The 20,780-nt window shown below is 66.7% G+C and carries 13 protein-coding genes and 1 pseudogene; 6 read left to right on the forward strand and 8 right to left on the reverse strand.

Annotation, left to right across the window (positions count from 1 at the left end):
* Window positions 1-39 precede the first annotated feature (39 nt).
* Window positions 40-6,477, reverse strand: coding sequence for a cadherin-like domain-containing protein (locus ACVT6V_RS26075; protein ID WP_489896969.1), 6,438 nt, complete (start codon window positions 6,475-6,477; stop codon window positions 40-42).
* On the opposite strand from ACVT6V_RS26075, the gene ACVT6V_RS26080 reads away from it, so the two are divergent.
* The 4 genes and pseudogenes from ACVT6V_RS26080 (at window position 6,440) to ACVT6V_RS26095 (ending at window position 9,846) form a co-directional block, all read left to right on the forward strand.
* Window positions 6,440-7,171: a hypothetical protein gene (locus tag ACVT6V_RS26080; protein WP_489896970.1), complete on the forward strand. Its 732-nt coding sequence runs from the start codon at window positions 6,440-6,442 to the stop codon at window positions 7,169-7,171. The two genes, ACVT6V_RS26075 and ACVT6V_RS26080, sit on opposite strands and share 38 nt — an antisense overlap.
* A 1,168-nt stretch (window positions 7,172-8,339) precedes the next feature.
* Window positions 8,340-8,417 (forward strand): annotated as a pseudogene (locus tag ACVT6V_RS26085) (NADP oxidoreductase); the annotation flags it as partial.
* A 178-nt stretch (window positions 8,418-8,595) separates the two neighbouring features.
* Window positions 8,596-8,739 (forward strand): hypothetical protein, encoded by a 144-nt coding sequence (locus ACVT6V_RS26090; RefSeq protein WP_489896971.1) that lies wholly within the window; start codon window positions 8,596-8,598, stop codon window positions 8,737-8,739.
* Between the two features lie 180 nt (window positions 8,740-8,919).
* Window positions 8,920-9,846: a sulfite exporter TauE/SafE family protein gene (locus tag ACVT6V_RS26095; RefSeq protein WP_489896972.1), complete on the forward strand. Its 927-nt coding sequence runs from the start codon at window positions 8,920-8,922 to the stop codon at window positions 9,844-9,846.
* Window positions 9,847-9,960: 114 nt separating this feature from the next.
* On the opposite strand, the gene atzF is transcribed toward ACVT6V_RS26095, so the two are convergent.
* From atzF to ACVT6V_RS26120, 5 genes are all read right to left on the reverse strand, one after another.
* Window positions 9,961-11,625, reverse strand: a complete 1,665-nt coding sequence (atzF, locus tag ACVT6V_RS26100) for an allophanate hydrolase (RefSeq protein WP_489896973.1) — start codon at window positions 11,623-11,625, stop codon at window positions 9,961-9,963.
* Window positions 11,622-13,655: a 5-oxoprolinase/urea amidolyase family protein gene (locus ACVT6V_RS26105; RefSeq protein ID WP_489896974.1), complete on the reverse strand. Its 2,034-nt coding sequence runs from the start codon at window positions 13,653-13,655 to the stop codon at window positions 11,622-11,624. The genes atzF and ACVT6V_RS26105 overlap by 4 nt, the downstream gene beginning before the upstream one ends.
* A gap of 38 nt (window positions 13,656-13,693) precedes the next feature.
* Window positions 13,694-14,356 (reverse strand): urea amidolyase associated protein UAAP2, encoded by a 663-nt coding sequence (locus ACVT6V_RS26110; protein ID WP_489896975.1) that lies wholly within the window; start codon window positions 14,354-14,356, stop codon window positions 13,694-13,696.
* Window positions 14,357-14,379: 23 nt separating this feature from the next.
* Window positions 14,380-15,231, reverse strand: a complete 852-nt coding sequence (locus ACVT6V_RS26115) for an urea amidolyase associated protein UAAP1 (protein ID WP_489896976.1) — start codon at window positions 15,229-15,231, stop codon at window positions 14,380-14,382.
* Between the two features lie 227 nt (window positions 15,232-15,458).
* Entirely contained in the window at window positions 15,459-17,000 is a 1,542-nt protein-coding gene (locus ACVT6V_RS26120; RefSeq protein ID WP_489896977.1) for an amino acid permease, read from the reverse strand.
* 234 nt (window positions 17,001-17,234) lie between these two features.
* Here ACVT6V_RS26120 and ACVT6V_RS26125 point away from each other — a divergent pair, with 234 nt between their 5' ends.
* Entirely contained in the window at window positions 17,235-17,885 is a 651-nt protein-coding gene (locus tag ACVT6V_RS26125; RefSeq protein WP_489901019.1) for a TetR/AcrR family transcriptional regulator, read from the forward strand.
* Between the two features lie 180 nt (window positions 17,886-18,065).
* The gene (locus ACVT6V_RS26130; RefSeq protein WP_489896978.1) at window positions 18,066-18,569 is read left to right on the forward strand and encodes a MarR family transcriptional regulator; all 504 of its coding nucleotides are present in this window, start codon (window positions 18,066-18,068) and stop codon (window positions 18,567-18,569) included.
* Window positions 18,570-18,676: 107 nt separating this feature from the next.
* Here ACVT6V_RS26130 and mmsB read toward each other — a convergent pair whose 3' ends face one another.
* Together mmsB and ACVT6V_RS26140 are read right to left on the reverse strand one after the other, a co-directional pair.
* A complete protein-coding gene (mmsB, locus tag ACVT6V_RS26135) occupies window positions 18,677-19,546 on the reverse strand; it encodes a 3-hydroxyisobutyrate dehydrogenase (protein ID WP_489896979.1) in 870 nt (289 codons plus the stop codon).
* A 42-nt stretch (window positions 19,547-19,588) separates the two neighbouring features.
* The gene (locus ACVT6V_RS26140; protein WP_489896980.1) at window positions 19,589-20,752 is read right to left on the reverse strand and encodes an acyl-CoA dehydrogenase family protein; all 1,164 of its coding nucleotides are present in this window, start codon (window positions 20,750-20,752) and stop codon (window positions 19,589-19,591) included.
* Window positions 20,753-20,780: the final 28 nt, after the last annotated feature.

Genomic DNA, 20,780 nt, shown 5'->3' on the forward strand with positions numbered 1-20,780 from the left:
CATACACCTGCAGGTGCTCTGCCACCCAAGGACTGCGATCTATACCTGTGTTTCGGTTGATGCTGCAGCGTGCGAACTCACGTGAACTACGTTCCCCTGGAACTTGGCGAGGACCGCCTTCGTGTCGTCGTGCCCATCGGCTTGATCGAACTCGGATCCGAGTTGTTCATATGTGCTTTCGTCTCCGTGTACCACCAAGGGGCCGAGGCCGGTTGTTCCTTCAAAGATTGTGCCGTCGACGTAGTTGTCAATACGATCCTTGGTTAGATTCGCGACAACTGTGACTGGCAAGGGGTTCAGCACAGGGACGAAAGGCAGCTGCGGAACGGGATCGGCGGTGTCCTCGATATAGACGATCTTGTACGAGTCTTCGGCGGGCGGACCTTGCACGATCGGGGAACCAAAGGTGACGACACCAACGACGTTGAACATGCCTGAAGCTGCGAGGTTCTGGGCGTCCATGCCGCCTTGGCTGTAACCGACCAAGAGGATCTCAATGTTGGGGTTGTCCTTCGTGGCCGCCTTGACCGTGTCAACGAGATTCGTGTCTAGTTCGCCTTGCGCCGCAGGGATATTCTCCAGCCAGTCCTGATCGGATGCTGAATTCAAGTCGGTGGAACCACCGACATAGACGATGAGGCGCTCTTCGCCGTCTGGCCCAACGACTGTCTCTGTGTAGAAACCACTCTCAGCGCTCGTATGCTGACGCAGGCGCCTGTAGAGTTCGCCGGTGGATGCAGGCGCGCTGTAGTCCGTCACTCCGTCCTGCCCCGTTTCGGCCACACCCGTAGATCCGGTGACCGTCGCACGACCGCCTTGACCTGGCAGACCCATTCGACTAAACCAGTCGGATTCAGTCTGGGGAGGCACATCACTCGGTGCGCCGTTTCCGCCATTCCCGCCAACGGCCTGGCCTTCGGCGGTGATCGCATCGCCGCCATTGCCGCCCGAACCGCCGCGGTAGCCTCGTCTGCCGTCGCCCCCGTCGCCGCCGTGCGCGAGTCCGGAGCTGCTGGTTGCCCAGCCACCGTAGCCACCGTTGCCTCCTACGCCGTCCGATGAAGCCCTGCCTCCATCGCCACCATTGCCGCCATTGGCGGTCCCCGCTGTGCTAAGAGCTGCCCCGGCGCCCCCGCCGTTCCCGCCCCTTTCGCCGCCTGAACCGCCGTCGCCGCCATCGCCACCTCTTGCGGCGGCGCTCGAAGCAGTGTTGTCGATGTGCGCGTCCCCGCCGTCCCCGCCAGCTCCACCAGTCCTGGCACCACCGCTTCCGCCCGCACCGCCGGCCCCGCCGGCCACGTTTCCGGCCCCGGTTGTATATGCATCACCCCCGCCGCCACCTACACCGCCAGCTTGGTAGAACGACGTTCCGGCACCGACGGTGCCATCGCCACCGCGTCCGCCGTCCGCGCCGACGACGTCGAAGGTTGAAGTGCTGTTGTTGATGGCGGCGCTGCCGCCGGCACCGCCGGGCCCGCCGTACCCGTCGGAGCCATTCCCGCCGTCACCGCCGGCACCTGCGACAACGCCCGCGCCACCGAACGTGGCGGCGCTGCCACCATTTCCACCCCATCCGCCATGGGCGCCGTCGCTGCCGTCGCGTCCGTCAGCACCGATGGCATATCCGCTCCCGTAGGTCACGGCGCTACCACCAGAACCGCCTGACCCGCCGTTGGGGCCAGCGGTCCCTCCGAAAGCACCGATGGCATCGAGGCTCGACGCACTGTTGTAGATCCAGACACTGCCGCCCATACCGCCGCCGCCACCCTCGGTGGGACTAGCCCCACCGTTTCCGCCGGTGCCAGGGAGGGCGTATCCAAGTCCGTAGGTCTCGGCCGAGCCTCCATCGCCGCCGTCACCACCTTGACCGGCAGTACCGGTTCCACCCGCTCCACCCACTCCGCCGATCGCATCAGCCGAGGATGTGCCGTTGTAGATGGTGGCATAGCCACCATCGCCGCCATCGCCACCGTTAACGCCATCGGTACCGTCGCGTCCGGCAGCGCCGGTGGCCTTTCCGGTGCCGTAGGTGGTGGCGCTGCCACCGTCGCCGCCTGCGCCGCCAGTTTGGCCGGTCCCGCCCGATCCACCGAGTCCGCCGACCACATCGCGAGTTGAGGTTGCGTTGAAAATGCCTGCCGACCCACCGTTGCCGCCATCCCCGCCGACGCCGACTGCCGAACCGCCGTTGCCGGCCATACCCGGAGTGACCTGGCCTGCACCGGAGGTACTTGCTGCGCCGGCATCCCCGCCGTCCCCACCGTGACTGCTTCCGGCACCGCCGTTTCCAGCGTTTCCGCCGACGACATCAAAGCCGTTGGTGCTGTTGACGATGACTGCGATACCGCCGTCCCCGCCGTCTCCGCCGTACCCGGAGCCATCTCCCCCCTCACCGCCGTTGCCGGCTGTCACTTGTCCGGTCCCGAAGGTCAGCGCGTACCCGCCGGCACCACCCCAACCGCCGTCACCGTCGTTAATCCCATTCGTGCCGCCACGTCCGTCAGCACCGACGGCATCTCCCGAGCCGAATGTGATTGCGCTGCCACCCGCTCCGCCGGACCCGCCATTCGAGGCAGCCAAACCCCCGGCGGCACCCACGGCATCAGCGGTTGACGTGCTGTTGACGATGAAGGCACTGCCGCCAGCACCGCCACTCCCACCAAACTGGGCCTCGCCGCCATCCCCACCGACGCCAGGGTTGGCATGTCCGAGTCCATAGTTGAACGCCGAGCCGCCGCTGCCCCCGACTCCACCACCGCTGAAACCAAGACCGTTACTGCCGTCTCCGCCATTGCCGCCCCGACCGCCGTCACCGCCGATTGCGTTCCCGCTGGAGGAACTGTCGTTGACATACGGGGCGTCGGTGAACTCGTCCTGCGGGAACGGAAGGTAACCATCGCCGCCAACATAGGCGGTGCCACCGGCTCCACCGCTTCCGCCGGTTCCGATCGGGTTGTCACCGCCGATGCCGCCACGTCCACCGAGCGCGTCTCCGGTTCCGTAGTTGTAAGCAGCACCTCCCTCCCCACCGAACCCGGTCGACCAGTCACTCGTGGCCGCTCCGCCAGAGCCCCCATCGCCGCCCCGGGCGGCGCCTTCGCCGTAGCCGCGAGCGATACCCCCGGTCCCGCCGGCACTACCGAAGTCGTGGTCGGCGTCTGCGGCGGCTCCGGCGCCACCGTTTCCGCCGCGGATGTCGCCGGTCGATGCGCCACCGCTGGCGCCGGCTCCTCCTACCCAACCTCCGGAGCCGCCGACCCCGGCGCTCCCGCCGGAACCGCCGATACCGCTCGCGCCGTCGGTGCCTGCGTTGCCGCCGTCGCCACCAGCACCTTCCAGTCCGCCGGAACCGGGCAGACCCCACACGCCCGCGGCGCCGTTGCCGCCGTCGCCGGCCGTGCCGGCGTTGCCACCGGTGCCGCCGACGCCGCCGTCACCGTTGACGCCGGCTTGGCCGGTTCCACCAGCTGCCACGCCACCGGCGTTGCCACCCGCACCGCCGACGCCACCGGCACCCCCGGCACCGCCATTGCCTCCCGTGCCGCCCATTCCGAAGCTGGCAGCAGCTACACCGGTGGTTCCAGTGCCGCCGGTACCACCTGCGCCACCGGTACCACCGCGGCCGCCCAGGCCACCGGCGCCGCCGTCACCCGATACCGAACCGCCCAGTCCGCCTTGGCCACCGGCCCCACCATCGCCACCCGTAGCGCCGTCGCCCCCAACGCTGCCCGCGACGGTTGCGTTGATCCCGTCTCTCCCGGTTCCGCCGGCTCCACCCGCCCCGCCGGCCCCGCCGTCGCCGACCGCGCCCGCGTTCCCGCCGCGGCCGCCGTCGCCGCCGTCAACACCTGGTGCGGTCGCGTTTCCACCTGCGCCACCGGCGCCGCCGTCGCCACGGACCTGTCCACCGTTGCCGCCGTCGCCGCCAGTCTGTCCCGGCAGGCCGGCACCGCCCGCCCCGCCGTCGCCGATCAGTTCGGCGTCACCGCCCGCACCACCGTTGAATCCGTTACCGCCGTTGCCGATCAACGCGCTGTCCCCACCGTCGCACGGCGCGGTGTCGGTGCACGTGGCGGCCGTGTAGCTGAAACCGTCACCGAACACCAGTCCGGCATTGGCATGACTGGCAGTTCCGTTGGCGATCAACACACCGGCATGGCCGACAGCGGAGCCGACGCCGTCAGAATCACGAAGCAAATCGGTGAGGGCATCTCCCGCAGCAGGTTGGCCGACGGTTGTGGCGAGCGCACGAGTTGGACTGCTGTTGTCGGAAAGCACAGTGCCACTGCTGGTGTCGATGATGTTGACGGTGCCGTGCGCGTCGCCGTCGGTCAGGGCAATGCCGCTGACGTAGATTCGGCTGCCATCCGGGTTCACGCTGATGTTGGACTGCGGGCCGGGAGTCTGGAACGTGTCGACGGAAATCGATGCCGAAATTGTGTTGGTCGCGGTGTCGATCACGTGCACCACGCCCAGCGGGGAGCCGTCGTCGACGGCGTCAAGGATGGTGTCGTTGACGCTGTATGCCGCGGCGCCGGGGAGGTCAACTGCGGCGACGTAGACGTGCTGCCCGTCTGGGCTGACCGCCATGCCGGTCGGAAGTTCAGCGGTGAGAAGCCTGTCGGTCACTACGTAGGTTTGGCTGTCGATGATGTATACGGCGCCCTGCATCTGGGTGTTTCCGGTCGCATCGTCGGCAACCAGATACGCACTGGCGTAGACGTTGTTGCTGTCTGGGCTCACGACGATGCCGCTCAGCACCTCTTGCTGATTGGCGTCATCAACCAAGACCGTGGCGACGACGGCATTCGTGGTCGCGTCGATGACGTACACCGCACCCTGCACCTGGGCGTTTCCGGTCGCGTCGTCGGTGGCCAGGTACGCGCTGGCATAAATGTGCTGGCTGTCCGGGCTCACCGCGATGCCGGTGATCATCTCTTGATCGGCGTTCCCGACGTCGATCGTGCCGATCAGGGTGTTGTCGGCGGTGTCGATCACCTTGATCGCGGTCTGGACCTGATCACCGTCGTCGACAGTTGTCGCGACGTAGACGCGTTGACCGTCCGGGCTGACGGCGATATTGGACAACCCGACCGGGTACGCCGACTGGGCGGAATCGACTTGGTACTCCTCCCCGATCGGAATGGTGGCGATCTCGGTGTTGGTGACTGTGTCGATCACGTACACCGTGGGCTGAATCTGGGTGCCGTCATAAAAGCTTGTGGCATAGACGCGTTGGCCATCCGGGGTCACCGCGACTCCGACGATGCCGTTGTACGGGGTGTCGGGACCAACGGCGATCGTGGCGATCGTGGTGTTGGTGGCAGCGTCGATCACATACACCGCCGGCGCATCCTGGACTCCGCTGCTGGAGTAAATCCGAGTGCCGTCGGGACTCACCACGACCGCTGCCGGCGAGGTCTGCCCGAGGTCGATACTGCGCGAGGCGATGGTGACTGAAACGGTTGCGGTGTTGCTGGTCGCACCGTCGCTGTCTGTGACGCTGTAGGTAAAGCTGTCGGTGCCCGAGAAACCGTTGTTCGGCGTGTACGTGAACGACTTGTCCGCGTTGAGGACCACCGCGCCATTGGCCGGCTGCGATGCCAACACCGGTGTGAGAGTGAGACGCCCGTCCTCGACATCGGTGTCGTTGTCCAACACATCAATACCGACCGGCGCACCCTGAATCGTGGTCGCGGTGTCGTCGCCGGCCACCGGCACGTCGTTGACCGGGGTGACCGTGACGGTGACCGTCGCGGGACCACTTGAGTCGAGCCCGTCAGTGGTGCGGTAGCTGAAGCTGTCGGCACCGTTGAAGTTCGTGGTCGGGGTATAGGTGAACGAGCCATCGGCGTTCAGCGCCAACCTCCCATGGACCGGGGTGGTGTCCAGTACCGCGCTCAACTCGCGGGGGGTGTTGTCGACGTCGGTGTCGTTGTCCAACACACCTGGCCCGCCCACAATCAGGGAGCTGTCCTCGGCAACGGTATAGAAGTCGGTGAGAGCGACAGGGGCATCGTTGACCGCGGCGATAGCGATAGAGACGGTCGCGGTGTCGGAATGCCCGCCGTCGGGGCTCGATTGGTCGCCCAAAGTGTGCAGGTGGACACGCCCGGTATCGTCGCTTACCGCGTACGTGAAAGTGTCGATACCGGCGTAGTCGGCGTCAGGGGTGTAGAGGAACGAGCCGTCCGCGTCAAGGGTCAGGGTGCCGTGTTGAGGGCCCGTGACGAGCGTCGCCTTCAAAGCGTCACCATCGGCATCGGTGTCGTTGGTCAGCACATCGCCGGTCGTGGCGACGTCCTCGGAGGTGGTGACGGCGTCGTTGACCGCATCGGGTGAACGGTTGGCGACTGTGGATTCGATACGACGAAATAACGCCCACGCCGCTACACCAAACCGGCTGATCTGGGCGGTCGGTGTTCCGGGGTTCGGATACGTGGCGGCGTTCGGGCCGACCAAACTCAACAGCCCCATCAGAACACTCGCGAGAGGTGCGCGCGCCGGGGCCGCCGGCGGCTCAGCTGCCGCTAAGTATACCACCGGTTGCGGATCTGGCGACTGTGTCGCGGCCTGGGCGATCGATGCCGCCGCCGGCGGTACCGCGGGTACACCGGTAACCGCGAGTGCAGATCTCGGCGGGAGCGTACTGCTGGTCGGCATCGGCTCGGTCACCGAACCTACCGACGTCGCGGGGGTCGACTCGATCGCGCTGTGGCGCGCTGACCCCGCCGGTGATGCCGCACCTCGGGTCGACGGTGTCGGCGAGGTCGCTGATGTGGTGTCAGGGAAACCCGGATTCGTCACACCGCCCGTGGCGGTGACGGATTCCGGGGCCGGCGCGTCGATCGGCGGCGATGTCACTACCGGTTGGTCGGCTTGCGGTGCGGTATCGGTGGCCGGCGCCGTGCCGGAGTCTGCATTGCCACCGGCGGTGGGAGTTCCCGACTCGGATTCGCCGGACGACTTCGACGGCGTGTCGGCGTTGCCGGCCTCGATGCCCGACGCCGCGGTGATGTCGTTGCTGGAAGCGTCCTCGGATGGGATCGGTCCGGCGCCCGTTGCCGAATCGGATTCCGCGTCCGACTCCGACGAATGCGCCTGTGACGACTCCGTATCCGATCCGGACACCGACGACGACTCGGAGCCGGAGTCGGATGAGGAGTCCTGACCCGTCGAGGATGTCGATTCTGACGACGCCGATGAATTCGATTCCGAAGAAGCTCCGGAATCGTCCGCGAACGCAAGTGCAACGGGGGCCGACGCCATCAATGCGACCGCGAAACCAAAGGAAGCGATCACGCGGCGTATCAGACGGATTCGGTTGACGGTGGACTTCGTCATGCGAGGTTCTCCCAGCACGTTGGTCGGCCCCCGGACTGGCAGTAAACTATGAGTTTCCCCAGGAATATCTAACGCGCTCTCGCCGCGAAAAGGTACAGATAGGCGATACATTGAGTCGAATGTACGACATGCCCAAAGAAATTTCCTGACACAACGATCTATTTCCCTTGGAAATCAGACGACTACGCTCGGAAAGGGGCATTCACCACTTCTCAAACTAGCCGCACATCGTCCATGGTCGTATCACACGCCACCTGGCTGACCGGACAGTGAGCCGCGATGACGGGGACTCAGATCCGTGAACGGATGTCACATTCAGTATTGGTGCACAACACTATTGACGGACAGTCTCACTTGTCCGCGGGTGATAGCGTACGGCTCAACGGCCGCGCACTCGGTCCAGTCGCAGGCGTACCGAGTTAAGTCGATTCCACCGAACGGGCTACAGAATGCATGCCCGCGTGCGAGTAGAATCAGGACTCAATCGACAGGGACGCCGGGCCTGAGGAGGATATCGTTGCGCCGAATCGCCGATCTCGATCAGTGCCGTAAGAGCGCTCACTGATGGCGGATTGCAGTCACCACCCAAGGCGGAAATACCCCAGTCCTACGTTCGGATAATTTCGCTAATTCGTCCAGGTAGCGCGCTGAACTGGAATCCGACTTTTTGACCGAGGGCAACCTAACCGCCGGTATCAAACCATTCCACCACTGAACCGGTACGGTCGTTCAGTTTCAACCAAAAGTGGCGAGTAACAGTGCTCGCTCGTTAGCACAGAACGATGAATGCAAAATGTCGAAAGGATGACGAGCCTGCACAGCGTGATCTCGCAGTCACGTGTGCCCAGCTGCCCGTGAGCGGAGCCGATCCAGGGTCAACAGGAGAGGGCGCCGGATGGCTCAGGATCGAACCCGACCAAGAGCCTGAAAGAATCCGACCGCGCTGATGGTGATCTCCGGGCTCCGTTCGCGGATATGCGCTGCAGCGTCTAACGGAAAACATTCCTGACCTTGCGCCGGGAATCCTCGACGCCCGCAAAGAGAATGCACCGGTCATCGAGACCAATAACTACTAGCCGCAGCAGCGCGACGGCGAGATCGAGGCGATCGAGAACGGCACACCGGAGAGCGTCTGACGTTCTGTAAAGTGGCGGGCCTGACAGCGCGACGGGCCCGACTCGGTGAGTCGGGCCCGTCCGCGATCCTCGATGCCTAGGAGACTGCTGAATCGGCGCGGGGTTTCGGCACGTGGTGAGCGTGTTTTGCCTGCCGGACTGGCTGGCGGCCAAGCGCGCCACCCAGGTCGAGGTGGGGCGCGAAGAACGCCGGATCAAGTCCTTGCACGCGTACAAGCGGCGGGCGCGCGAAGAATCCGACGTCGAGCCCGACGCCTGACAAGTCGGCGACCGGCGCAATCGCGTCTGAACCCCGGGAACTGCTATCGCGACCGTCCTGCTGTCGGCGCTCTCGGCCCGCATCCCCGCATCTCCGCAGCCCACGACGGCATCGCAGGCGTTCATCGGCGTTGCCCTATTCTCTTCTGCGACGGGTTGAGATGAACGAGGAACCACACCGATGAACTACGAGATGGCCATCGCCGCCTTCGGGATCGGCATCGTCATCGGCCTGACCGGGATGGGCGGCGGGGCACTGATGACCCCGACGCTGGTGCTGTTGTTCAACGTCCCCCCACTGACCGCCGTTTCCAGCGACCTCGTGGTCAGCGCCGCCACCAAACCCGTCGGCACCCTCGTCCATATGCGCAACGGCACCATCCACTGGAAGATCGTGCTGTGGCTGGTCATCGGTTCGGTACCGGCCGCATTCTGCGGCGCGCTGGTCATCGCCTGGGTCGGCCCGCTGGCGGGGGTCAGCGAGTTCGTCAAGACCGCGCTCGGAGTCGTGCTGCTCATCGCCGCAGCCGGCCTGGTCGGGCGCGCCTACCTCACCTTGCGGCAGAACATGACCGGACTGCCCGACGCCGGCCTCGGACCGGCTGCCGGCAGCGACATCGCCGTCCGCGTCCTGCCCACGCTGCTGGTCGGCGTGCTCGGTGGGCTGGTGGTGGGACTGACCTCCGTCGGCTCGGGCTCGCTGGTGATCATCGCCCTGATGACCATGTACCCACTCCTGTCGGCCAACTGGCTGGTCGGTACCGACCTCGCCCAAGCCGTCCCCCTGGTCATCGCGGCCGCCGCCGGACACCTGCTGTTCGGCGACGTCGACTGGAGTGTGGTGGCACCGCTGCTGGTCGGCAGCATCCCGGGCGCCTACATCGGGGCCCGCCTGTCGTCGCGGGCATCGGCCGGACTCGTGCGCCGCGCCCTGGCCCTCGTGCTGCTCACCGCGGGCCTGAAGATGCTGGGCGTGAGCAACCTGCTCACCCTCGTCGGGTTGGGCGTCGCACTCGTCGGCGGAACCGTCGGCTGGATGATCGTGCGGACGCGGTACGGGCTGAAGGCGACGAATTGGCAGGATCGGCGGGCCACGGTCACGCGGTAGTCGCGGGCTGACCGCCGCCGCCCACCAGACCTCGCTCCCCCATCACGCTTGCGCTCCCTCGATCGAAGGCGCGGATACGAAACGAGGGAGCGACAACGCGCCACCGCGGCCGGGTCACCAGCGGTTGCGGTCCAGCGACTCTCCTTGCTGCGCCGCATCCGAAGCACAGCCGAATCCGACCACCCAGCGCCCGTCGGACAGTTCGACGCTGCCCAGCATCATCGGGGCAGGCAGTGCGGCGAGGAACTCCCCCAGCGCGCTCGGAGAGAGTGACCAGAGTTCACCTTCGATGGTCCGCCCGTTCTGCGGGTCGCGAAGCAGCCCCGGCTTCGGCGGCGTGGTGTCCAGCGCCACCAGCGCATAACGGGGTGCGGTCCGTACCTCGCCGACCCAACGGGCACCGCGGTCCGACAACTCGTGCGTCAACGGCCCGCCTCGCATGTGGGCACCGAACACGGCGAGTTCGACGGCCGGCGCACCCGCCACCTCCGGCCATGCGGCCGGGGCGAATGCTGTTGTCCCGTCCACGAATCTGCGCGCGACGTCGATCACGACGGCGTCATCGTGTGCGCGGCCCAGGATGGTGATACCGAACTGCGCTCGGGTTCCGTCGGTTTCATCGATCTCGCCGGCCGGGATCGCGACCGCACAGAGATCGAACAGATTGCAGAAATTGGTGTAGGTACCCATTCGCGAGTTCACCGCGACCGGGTCCGCGGCCACCTCACCGAGGGTCGGGTGCGAGGGTGCGGTCGGCACCATCAGGAGATCGGCGTCACCGAGTTCTGCCATGGCCTCGGACCGCAACTCCGCCAGCCGTTCGCGGGCCGTCAGCAGGTCCACGGCGCTGAACCGGTTCGCGGCACCGATGATGCCACTGACCACGGGGTCGAGACCCGCAGAGCCGTCGGCACCATCGATGAAGTCGCCGACAGCGTGGTGGCGTTCGGATACGAGCGCATCCTCATAGAGCAATCGGGCAGCAGCGAGGAATGCGGTGAGATCGATCGGCTTGATCCGCAACCCCGCGGCCTCCGCACGCGCCACCGCGCTGTGGAACGCGTCGCGCCAGGCGTCATCGAGTGCCGGGAGTTCGGCGGGTATCGCCACCGTCGGCTGCTCTGGTGCGGCCAAGTGTGTGGCCGAACCGAAAGGCCGCGGGCCACCGGCAGTGGCCATCGCCGCCATCGCGCGGTCGGCCAGCTCGAGGGTCTCGGCGAAGATGGTCACCGTGTCGTAGCTCGCGCATGCGGGGACGACTCCCTCGGTGGAGATCAGTCCCACGGTCGGCTTGATCCCGACGATCCCCTGCAGTCCGGCCGGCACGCGCCCGGAGCCGGCGGTGTCTGTTCCGATCGCGATGTCGGCGAGACCGAGGGCGACCGCCACTGCCGAACCGGAGCTCGAGCCGCCCGAGATCCGGTCCGGGCGGCGTGAGTCACGCACCGCGCCATAGGGACTGCGCGTGCCGACGAGTCCGGTGGCGAACTGGTCGAGGTTGGTCTTGCCGATGACGACCGCACCTGCGGCGCGCAGGGCGGCAACGGCCGGCGCGTCGACCGACGGCACGAACGCGTAGCCGGGGCAGGCGGCCGTGGTCGGCAAACCCGCGACGTCGACGTTGTCCTTGACCGCGAGCACAACACCCGCGAGAGGTCCCCCGGCGGCAACCGAATCGCGGTGGTCTGCCTCCACTTCCGCACGCGGGCGGAGCGTGATGAACACCTCCGGGCGGTCCACCTCGTCGATGCGTCGATAGATATCGGCGATCCTGCTCATGCGACCTTCCCCTGTTCCAGGACGGCACCTGCTGTCATGTCCGTCTTCGATGCGAATTCGCCCTGCTGCGACCACCGTTCCCGCTCCTCTGCGCGTGCCTCCTCCATCTTCCCCCGTTTCGCGGCGATGTCATCGGCGTTGGCGTCCAGGAACAGCTCGTGCTCGGCGAGGGAGAACGTGCCGTCGGTGATCCGCACACTGTCACCCCGCCCGGCCGCGACATCGGCACGCATGTCGAGCAGTTCGTCGGCACTCACCGGATACCACCGGATCTGGTCGAAGAAGCGCAGCAACCACGGATGCTCCGGATCGAAGCCGGGTGCGGGCAGCGGATGCCGGTGATTCCACACCTGGGTGGTCCGCCCCACGAACTGATAGCCGCCCGGGCCCTCCATGCCGTAGATGCACATGTAGGCGCCACCGATGCCGACCGCGTTCTCGGGGGTCCAGGTCCGGGCCGGATTGTATTTCGTGGTGACCAGACGGTGCCGTGGGTCGAGCGGCACCGCCACGGGCGCGCCGAGATAGACGTCGCCGAGTCCGAGGACGAGATAACTGGCGTCGAAGACGATCCGATGGACGTCGTCGACCGAGTCCAGGCCGTTCATCCGTCGGATGAACTCGATGTTCCACGGGCACCACGGCGCGTCCGAGCGCACACCCAGCATGTAACGTTCGATCGCCTCGCGCGTCGCCGGGTCATCCCACGACAGCGGGAGTTCGACCGTGCGGCTCGGCACCACGAGATCCTCTGCGGCCGGGAGCTGGCTCTCGCATTCGGTCAGCCACTCCTGCATCCGCTGCTGCGACCAGACGTCGGGGTCCGCTTTGACCTGCAGGGAACGAATACCCGGTGTCAGATCGATCAGACCGGTCGGACGTTCTGCGGCGATCCGCTCGCTCAGCGCATGAACCCGGGCACGCAGCGCGAGATCCAGTCGCATGTCACCGTATTCGACGAGGATGTTGTCGTCGCCACTACGGCGGTAGGTGACCGCGGTGGTCCCGTCGGCGGTCGTGGTGGAGCCCAGCACACCGTCGTCGGGGTCGCCGCCGCCGGACAGCACGTCGACAAAGCAGGCACGCCGCCCCAGACCCGTCTCCGACGGAGACGCGGCATGGTTGCTGCGGACCGCGACGAATCGAACGGTGTCGCCCGGCTTGAGCTGTCCGAGCTTCCACCGCTCGGCGGCGACCACCGTCACCGGGCACACGAAGCCACCGAGGCTTGGCCCGTCGGGGCCGAGCAGGATCGGGGTGTCACCGGTGAAGTCCAGGGCACCAACCGAATACGCGTTGTCGTGGATGTTCGACGGATGCAGTCCGGCCTCGCCGCCGTCGTTGCGCGCCCACCGCGGCTTGGGTCCGATCAGTCGGATGCCGGTGCGATCGGAGTTGAAGTGGACTTCGTAGTCGGTCGCGAACACGTCGGCGATGTCGTCATCGGTGAAGAACTCCGGCGCACTGTGCGGGCCAACAGTCACGCCGAGCTGCCAGGAGTGGGTGAACGCCGGCTGTTCGTCACCGAGGATGCGACGGCCCGGTCCGGCGGTCAGTCCGGCACGTGCGAGCTCGTCACCGTCGGCGAGCTTGCGGCCGTCCAGACCGCCGAATCGGCCCATGGTGAAGGTCGAGCGGCTACCCAGGTAATCCTCGGCGTCGACGCCTCCGGCGATCGCGACATAGATGCGCATGCCGAGGTCGGCGGCGGTGCCGATGTCGAGGACGTCACCGGCGTCGACGGAGATCGCCGCCCACTGCGGTACCGGCCGCCCGGACAGCGTGACGGCAGCGGTGGCACCGGTGACCGCGACCACGGTCGGCTCCTCGAAGCGCAGGGACGGGCCGATCATGGTGGCCTCGAGCCCGGCCGCGTCCACCGGGTTGCCGACCGCCTGGTTGGCCAACCGGAACGACAGGTCGTCCATCGGACCCGACGGCGGTACGCCGACCTTCCAGTAGCCGATGCGGCCCGGCCAGTCCTGGATCGTCGTCTGCGGCCCCGCGCGGAGAACGGTGATGGTGGCCATGATGTCTCAAGCTCCTCGTGTACGTGATCGGACGGCGGTCAGCCGGCGGCCGGCCGGGTCACGATGACCCGGACCTCGGTCGGATCGAATCCGTTGCAGGGGTTGTTGATCTGCGGGCAGTTGGAGATCAGCACCAGGGTGTCGACGTCGGCGCGCAGCGCCAGCCGCTTGCCGGGTGCGGACAGGCCGTCGACGATCCCGAGCGAACCATCGGCATCGACGGGCACGTTCATGAAGAAGTTGACGTTGCCGACCAGATCGCGCTTGCCGAGTCCGTGCGCGGCGCCACCGATCAGGAAGTTCTCGACGCATGCGTGCTGATGTTTGGTGTGGTGTCCGTACCGCAACGTGTTGGACTCCTGCGAGCAGGCGCCGCCGAGGGTGTCGTGATTGCCGACCTCGTCGGCGACGATCGTCATCAGCGGGTTCGACTCCTGGTCGCGGATGACGGTGCCGGTGGTCAGGAAGATGTTGCCCTGGGCGGCGATCGTCGCCTGCGCCGAATAACGGATCGTGTGATCGCGCCCGCCGTAGAACAGTGTGTCGACGGCCTGGTTGCCGTAGAGGTCGACGATGGTCAGCACGTCGCCGGCCTCGACGACACCGGACCAGGGGGCGCGCTCGCCGATCACGGCGTCGGCGATGACGTCGCCGGGGACCAGCGCGAGGTCACGCGCGTCGGTGGTGTGGGTGGTGGTCATGATCAATGCTCCTAGCGGGTCGATCAGAAGTGGGCTGCGGCCCAGACGTCTTCGGAATTGGCGACGGCACGTTGGTACTCGGGGTCGGCATCGTCGACAGTGGTCAGCAGGTCATCGAGATCGCTCTGCGCCTTCCACGCCAGCACCTCGAGGGGACCGGTGTCGAAGGTCGGCGAGGGGTCCAGCGGATGTGCGGTGTTGACGATCGCCATCACGCACGGCAGGTGCAGGATCAGGTCGAGTGATTTGTCGCGTCCGGCGGAGCCCTTGGAGGTGAGGGTGCCGTCGGCCTCGACGACCACCCCGTGGAAGAAGGAGAGCGACGGGGCGACGTCGGTCGGCGTCAGGCCGTGCTTCGCGGCGGCCAGAGTGAACAGCTCACGGCCGGCGGGGCTGACCGAGTGTGCCAGGCCGTCACCATATTTCGCGGTGTTGCCCGCGAGTGTGGTGGTGCCGCACAGCGCATCGTGGTGGCCGGAATCGTCGGCGACGACGGTGGCCAGCGCGCGTCCCTGATCACTCAACAGCGGGTGGCCGGTCGAGAGGTAGGCCTGCCACGGCACCTTGACGGTGTCGGCGACGTTGAGCCGCTCCCACGGCGCGTCGGCGCGCCACAGCAGGATGTGTGCGCACGCGGTGCCGGTGACATCGCGCAGTCGCAGGCGGGTGCCTCGCGCCAGGACCTTGCTGGTGTAGCGGCCGCCGGGCACGGTCTCCGCCCAGGTGAGGGCGGCGGGGTCGATGTCGGCGGGCGGGTTCGGCCACGCCGAGGCCGGAACGACCGGCATGGTGTCGGTGACGGCGCGGGCCTGCGCCCTCGCGTGTTCACGGGCGCCGGCGGTGGTGCCGGTGCTGTTGTCGGTGGTGGTGCTCATGATGTGACTCCTGGATGGGAATGAGGTTGTCGGGCGAGTGATCTCGATACGGTGCTCGCCTGGCAGCTCGCACCTACTCGATCAGCGGATGGGTCCCGCGAGGAACGAGCGAGCGCCTTCTGCTGGTCGAGTAGCCCGCGAGGAACGAGCGAGCGTCCTCTGCTGGTCGAGTAGCCCGCGAGGAACGAGCGAGCGTATCAAGACCCCCCCGTGCGTTGAAGGGAATCTCAGACCGGCGACGTGACCGGCTTGGGGTGCTCTTTGCCACGGGGATAGCAGGCGATGCCGACGAGGACCGTGATCGCGATGCAGATCGGGCCGGCCCAACGAAGGATGGGCATGTCACCGGCCGGGTCGAAGACCTCGGCGCGCGGCCAGGACAGGTTGATGACCATCAGCACCCCGTAGACCACCGCCAGGAGGTTCACGACGATCCCGAACGGGCCCATGGTGAACAGCTTCTTGCCCTCGGAGTCGACAGCGGCCCGGTCCTTGGGCCAGCCCTGGAACCGGCGGTACAGCATCGGCGCCGTCACCGCGAGGTAGGCCAGGTAGATGAGGATGATGCAGACACTGGCCAACGTCGCGAAGATCGCCGAGTTGCCGACGTTGACGACCAGGATGCCCACGCAGAGCACGCCGATCAGGATCGACGGGGCGATCGGGGTGCCGGTGCGCTCGTTGACATGCGAGAGCGTCTTCGAGAATGGCAGGCGTCCGTCGCGGGCCATCGAGAACATCAGGCGCGAGCAGGCGGTCTGGATGGCCAGGGTGCAGATGAAGATCGCGACGGCGACATCACAGAGCAGGACCTTGCCCCAGAAGCTGCCGAGCACCGAGTCGAGCACATAGGGCAGGCCGCCGGTGGCGAGCTCTTCGTCGAGAGTCGGCGCGGCCATGAGCGCGCCGAGCAACATCAGCCCGCCGCCGATCGCGGAGACGGTCAGTGCCAGCCGGATCGTCCGCGGAGCGACGCGGCGCGGGTTGCGGGTCTCTTCCGCGAGTTCGCCGGCCGACCCGAATCCGACCATCACGTAGGCGGCCATGAGGCCCGACACGATGAAGGCCCAGATGTAGCCGGGCTGCTGACCGGGGATTCCGGTGTCGAACACGACGTCGGGCCCGCGCTTGGCATGGGTGAACAGCGCGAGAACCACAGCCGTGACGCCGACGAGCTCGCAGGTGACACCGATGTTGTTGATACGGCTCATCCAGGAGATACCGACGCAGTTGATGGAGGTGACGATGACCAGCAGGATCGATCCGAGGAGCACGGCGTTGGCCGCGCCACTCGTACTCGTCAGGGTCGGGTCGTCGCCGATGATCTGGAATCCGCTCCAGACCGATGGCAGCACCACCTGGAGGGCGATCGCCGCTGCGGACGCGGTGACGATCTGCGCGATCATCATGAACCAGCCACCGAACCAGCCGACGACCTCGCCGCCCATGCGCCGCGACCACTGGTAGATGGCCCCGGAGATCGGGTAGCGCGCCGCGATCTCCGCGAAACAGAGGGCGACGAGGAACTGGCCTGCGTAGACGATGGGCCAGGTCCAGAAGAAGGCCGGGCCGCCGAAGCCGAAGCCGAGACCGAACAGCTGGAAGATCGTGGTCAGGATCGACACGAACGAGAAACCCGCGGCGAAGGACGCGAACTTGCCGAGCGACCGGTGCAGTTGCTGGTCGTAGCCGAACTCGGACAGGTCGTCGGAATCGCCGCCGGACGGTTTGGGCGGTTCAGCGGATGGCTTGATGGCGGTGGAGGTCATGATCGGTGGTCTCTCTGCCGAAGGGTACAAGGCGCTCCACGGTGAGCGGTTTATCTGTCAGTTGATAGGAAACCGTAGCACAATTTCTATCAAGTGACAGAAATGTTTCGGGCGTGCAAACACGCGCTACAAATGTGTTACACAGCGCAGGTCAACGGCCTGACCGGGACTCGGATCAGGTGCGTTAGGGTGGATTTCACACCGATCGGCCGGCACAGACAGGACGGGGACACCATGGCAACGCGGCCGTCATCAGGCTCGGGCACTGCCGCGAGCCCCGGCCGGCCGCGACTGGCCAACACGAAGCGTCGTGCCGACACCGCGCGCGGGGAGATCCTCGACGCCGCCGCCGAACTCTTCACCCGTCACGGCTACACCGGGACGTCCACTCGCATGATCGCCGACGCGGTCGGCGTCCGGCAGGCCTCCCTGTATCACTATTTCAAGACCAAGGACGACATCCTCGCGGCGCTGCTCGCCACGACCGTCGACCCGTCCCTCGAACGTGCCCGCGAGCTCCTCGCCGCCGACGATCCCCCTCTGCAGCGGCTGCTCGACCTCGCCCGTTACGACGTCACGCAACTGGCCGCCGCCCGATGGAACCTCGGCGCCCTCTACCTACTCCCCGAATTGGCCGACGAACGATTCACCGAGTTCCGGGCCGGACGCCTGGAGCTCGCCGCCGCGTACGAGGCGCTGGCCGTCGCCACGCTGGGCGAGGCCGCCGACACGCGAAAGCTCCTCCCCTTCCGTCTCGTGGAGTCGGTGATCATGATGCGGTCCGACGAGACACGCGGTGAACTCGGCGACCACACCGTCGCCGGACTCGTCGACACGATCGTCGGTGCGATCAAGATGCTCCTGGAGCACACCCCGGCTCGGTGACGGGTCGGGGTGTGCGTGACCGCACCACTTCGTAGGCCTTCATCCGCCAGGAATCGTCAAGCCCTCCGCGGGCTTGCGGAGAACCCGGCGATACCCGGGGGAAGAACTCACGCCGAACCGAGTCGCGCGGCGCGTCCCATCGTGGCGGGGTGGCGGGGCGATCGTCGCTAAGGTGAGCACATGGCAGGCCGCAGCATGAGTTTCGACCCGATCGCCCAGGCGCGCAAGAACTGGGCCGATGCGGGCTGGGGCGAGGTGGCCGACGGGATGGTCGCGGTGACGTCGGTGATGCGGGCGCACCAGATCCTGCTGGCACGCGTCGAGGCCGCGCTGCGGCCGTACGACCTGACCTTCTCCCGCTTCGAACTGCTTCGGCTGCTGGCCTTCTCCCGCGAGGGCTCGCTGCCGATCACCAAGGCCAGCGACCGGCTCCAGGTGCACGTGACCAGCGTGACCCACGCGATCCGCCGGCTCGAGGAGAACGGGCTCGTCCGGCGTCTACCCCACCCCACGGACGGACGCACCACGCTCGTCGAGATCACCGAACTCGGACGATCCACCGTCGAGGACGCCACCGCCACGCTCAACCGTGAGGTCTTCGCCGACGTCGGCATGAGCGACGACGAGATCGCAGCCATGGTGAAAGCGATTCAGTCCCTTCGTCGCAACTCCGGCGACTTCTGATCTCGACGGCCAGGCGAGAGGCCACAGATACAACAGTTCTCGTCAGCTACCCGTGGCGTGCCACGTGTAGCTGACGAGAAGTGTTGTGTCTGTCTGGATCGACGCGGTCAGTGCAGAGTCTGGATGATCGCGCTGAAGTCCAGGTCCGCGTGCTGCTCGGCGAACGACTTGTAGATCTGGGCGGCGTGCGTGCCCAGCGGTGCCCGCGACCCGGTGCTCGCGATCGCGTCCAGTGCGAGGCCGAGGTCCTTGTTCATCAGCGCCGTGGCGAATCCGGGCTTGAAGTCGTTGTTGGCGGGTGAGGTCGGCACCGGTCCCGGCACCGGGCAGTTGGTCTGCACGGCCCAGCAGTTCCCGGTCGCACCGGTGATCACGTCGAACAGGGCCTGATCGGACAGACCGAGCTTCTCGGCGAGCACGAAGGCCTCGCCGACGGCGATCTGCTGCACCGCCAGGACCATGTTGTTGCACACCTTGGCCGCCTGCCCTGCGCCCGCGGCACCGCAGTGGATCACCTTGCCCGCCATCGGTTCCAGGGTCGGACGGGCGGCGGAGAAGGCCTCGTCCTCACCACCGACCATGAAGGCGAGCGTGCCGGCCGAGGCGCCCTTCACCCCGCCGGAGACCGGGGCGTCGAGCTGGGCGAAGCCGTGCTCGACGGCCAGTCCGTGGATCTCGCGCGCATCGTCGACCGAGATGGTCGAGCTGTCGATGAACAGTGCGCCGGTGGGTGTGGCGGGCAGGATCTCGGCATAGAGGTTCTTCACGATCGCACCGCTGGGCAGCATGGTGATCACCACCTCGGCGGCGGCGACCGCCTCGACCGCGGTCGGGAACGTCTCGACCCCGGCCATCTGCGCCTGCTTCACCGCCTCGGGCACGGGATCGAAGCCGTGCACGGTGTGGCCTGCCTTCACGAGGTTTGCGGCCATCGGCCCACCCATGTTGCCCAGGCCGAGAAAGGCGATCGTCGTCATTGTCGAATCTCCCAGATGTTGTGAGTTCACTTGTCCCGGTACTCAGTCCCGATAGCGCGAAGCGATCGACCGACCGACCACGACACGCATGATCTCGTTGGTACCTTCCAGTATCCGATGCACCCGCAGATCGCGGACGATCTTCTCGATACCGTATTCGTTCAGATATCCGTAGCCGCCGTGCAGCTGCAGGGCCGCATCGGCGACGGTGTAGCAGTTGTCGGTGACGAAGCGCTTGGCCATCGCACACTTCTCCACCTTGTCGGGCGCGTTGCCGTCGAGGGCCGACGCGGCCTGCCACAGCATCAGCCGCGACGCCTCGAGCGAGGTGGCCATGTCGGCCAGGGTGAACCGGATGGTCGGCTCGTCGATCAGTGCCCCGCCAAATGCCTTGCGGGAGGCCACGTAGCTCGCGGCCCGGTCGAAGGCGGCCTGCGCGCCACCCAGGGACGACGCGGCGATGTTGAGCCGGCCGCCGTTGAGACCGTTCATCGCGATCCCGAAACCGATCCCCTCCTGCCCGCCGAGCAGGCTGGTCGCCGGCACCCGCACCTCATCCAGGATGACCTGGGCGGTGGGCTGGGCATGCCAGCCCATCTTGCGTTCCTGGGCACCGAAACTCAGTCCGGGCGTGCCCTTTTCGACGAGGAAGGTGGAGATGCCGCGAGATCCGTTGTCGCCGGTGCGGGCCATCAGCACATAGACGTCGCTGGACCCGGCACCGGAGATGAACTGCTTGACGCCGGTGATCAGATAGTCGTCGCCGGAACGGACCGCACGCGTCGTGAGCGCCGCCGCATCCGATCCCGCACCCGGCTCGGTGAGGCAGTAGCTGGCCACCGCCTCCATCGACGCCATCCGCGGGACCCAGCGCTCACGCTGCTCGGCGGTGCCGTATTCGTCGACCATCCAGGTGCACATGTTGTGAATGGACAGGAAGGCGGCGACCGCCGGGTCGGCGTAGGCGAGTTGCTCGAAGATGCGAACCCCGTCGAGACGTCGCAGACCGCTCCCGCCGACGTCCTCCGAACAGTAGATCGCGCCCATCCCGAGCTCGGCGGCTTCTCTCAGCTCGGCCACCGGGAAGTGGTGGTTCTCATCCCATTCCAGAGCGTAGGGCGCGAGCTTCTTTGCCGCGAACCCGGCGGCGGTCTCGACGATGACGCGCTCGTCGGCGTCGAGACCGCTGTCGGTTGTGATGGTCATCGAGGTCCTTCTCCTACTTGTCGATCTC

Source organism: Gordonia sp. LMA167, from assembly GCF_058130025.1.